General features: G+C 35.3%; 3 protein-coding genes and 1 pseudogene. 1 reads left to right on the forward strand and 3 read right to left on the reverse strand.

The annotated features are described in order from the left end of the window. Nucleotides 1–240, forward strand: a pseudogene (locus AC1DTM_RS24775) (2'-5' RNA ligase family protein); the annotation flags it as partial. 15 nt (nucleotides 241–255) lie between these two features. On the opposite strand, the gene coaW reads toward AC1DTM_RS24775, so the two are convergent. The 3 genes from coaW to AC1DTM_RS24790 form a co-directional block, all read right to left on the reverse strand. Beyond that, nucleotides 256–1077 (reverse strand): type II pantothenate kinase, encoded by an 822-nt coding sequence (gene coaW / locus AC1DTM_RS24780; RefSeq protein ID WP_256415969.1) that lies wholly within the window; start codon nucleotides 1075–1077, stop codon nucleotides 256–258. 27 nt (nucleotides 1078–1104) lie between these two features. Continuing rightward, nucleotides 1105–1503: a 3-hydroxyacyl-ACP dehydratase FabZ family protein gene (locus tag AC1DTM_RS24785; protein ID WP_256415970.1), complete on the reverse strand. Its 399-nt coding sequence runs from the start codon at nucleotides 1501–1503 to the stop codon at nucleotides 1105–1107. A 55-nt stretch (nucleotides 1504–1558) separates the two neighbouring features. Beyond that, on the reverse strand, nucleotides 1559–1861 hold a 303-nt coding region (locus AC1DTM_RS24790; protein ID WP_477001126.1), incomplete at its 5' end, for an aminotransferase class I/II-fold pyridoxal phosphate-dependent enzyme.

Genomic DNA, 1861 nt, shown 5'->3' on the forward strand with positions numbered 1-1861 from the left:
AAACTACATGATAAATTGTATACAGGCCCCTTATTACGATTTTTGAAAAGAGACATTCCATACATACCGCATGTAACAGTCGGAAGAGAAAGTAGCCCTGAGTTAGCAACTGAAATAGCGAAGGATATTCCTAGTTTCCATGAGAAGTTGWACTGTGTAATCAATAGAATTAGTGTGGAACGAATTGGTGAGAATGGGGAATCAATTATTGAATTTGAAGTACCATTGCAAAAAAGCTGACAAAAGTCAGCTTTTTTATTTCGTACCATGAAGTAAAGCACCAATCGCACCACTATAACCGCCGTCTTGTAAAAAGATTGGTATTTTATTTTGATATTCTGTATAGCTACTTATAATATTTTGAAGATGTACGTTATTACATAGAGTAGAACCGATGTAAATGATATGGTCAATATTTTTCGCTTCGGCGAATTGAAGGCTTAATGCTGTGACGACTTCACCGACAAGTCCTTGAACGGTAGCTAGTATATCTGAACTACTATAATTTGAATCTGTAATGGTCGCTTTTCCGAAATTGCTAGCAGTTAAGTTATTATCAATAGGGGAGAGAATCCCACCATAAATATCTCCAACTGTAATATCTAGACTTTTTCTGGAGCCTATATTCGTAAGCGGAATCACATCTTCAAAATGATCTATATTTGTTAATAGTTTTGAAAGACCCATAATAGTACCACCGCCAACGCCAGTTCCCCCAGCGCGAACGTATTGCTTGTCGTGAACATAGTGAATGGAAGTACCTGTACCGATATTTGTTAATACAAAGTTGTTTATAGCACGTTTTTCTTCTTTTAGTATGTAGCGTACGCCTGCTAAAGTAGCTTCAAACTCGTTTAATTCTACTATTTTATATGAACCTGAAAGTAGTTGTTCTAACTGTTTAGCTTTACCACCTGTAATGCATAATTGTGTAATTGAATTATTATTATGAAGCCATTCTTTAATTTTTTTTTGTTCATATGAATAAAATTTTTCAAAAACTAATTTGTTCATTTCGTTAAAGTAAGCAATTTTTGTTAATGTTCCCCCAGCATCAATACCAACAACATTCCGCATTTTCCTACTCCTTACTATGTAATATGTTTAATCAGCTTGATATATTAATAGCTTTTCAATGGTAACGATTGATTGACCGTTTACAGAGGCAATTCCTTTCCCAAGAATAAAACCTCGTCTGTTACGTGTTAATTCATAATGTAAGTCAAGTTTATCACCGGGATACGCATTTTCATGAAATTCCACCCCATCTAAAGAGGAAAGGAAACCAAGGCCTTCAGATGCTCCTGTACTTACAAAAGCACTAAGTTGAGCGAGTGCTTCTACAATTAGCATATGAGGCATATAGTTTTGATTTTTATTAATAAACCATTCGTTATTTGTGATCAGTTTGTATCCTGTAGCTGATTGAGATTCTTTAACATTTGTAATTTTATCGATCATTAAAAATGGATAGCGATGGGGAAGGGTATCTTTAATATTCATGTCGTACCTCCAGGAATAATAATACCCCTGCTAAAGTTAAGCAGGGGAGTTATTATTAATTTTTAACTAATTCCTCTATTTTTTCAATAGAGAAAATACCGCTATTTTTAATGTTTTCAACTGCTTCTTGTAATACTACTTTATCTTGAACAAGTGCAATACGTACAAAGCCTTCGCCGTGAGGACCAAATGCATGGCCTGGTGTGACAACGACATTTGCACGATCCATAAGTGCATAAGCGAAATCTAGAGAAGTCCATCCTTTCGGAATTTCAGCCCAAACGAACATACTTCCAGCTGGTTTATCGACATTCCAACCGAATTTACGGAATCCGTCCACTAAAGTATCTCTACGTTC

It is taken from the genome of Bacillus sp. P4_D3 (assembly GCF_056401855.1).

Excerpts from the sequence above, each read along its gene's own strand:
- AC1DTM_RS24785 (WP_256415970.1), bottom strand. The coding sequence starts at position 1,503 with ATGAATATTAAAGATACCCTTCCCCATCGCTATCCATTTTTAATGATC.
- coaW (WP_256415969.1), bottom strand. The coding sequence starts at position 1,077 with ATGCGGAATGTTGTTGGTATTGATGCTGGGGGAACATTAACAAAAATT.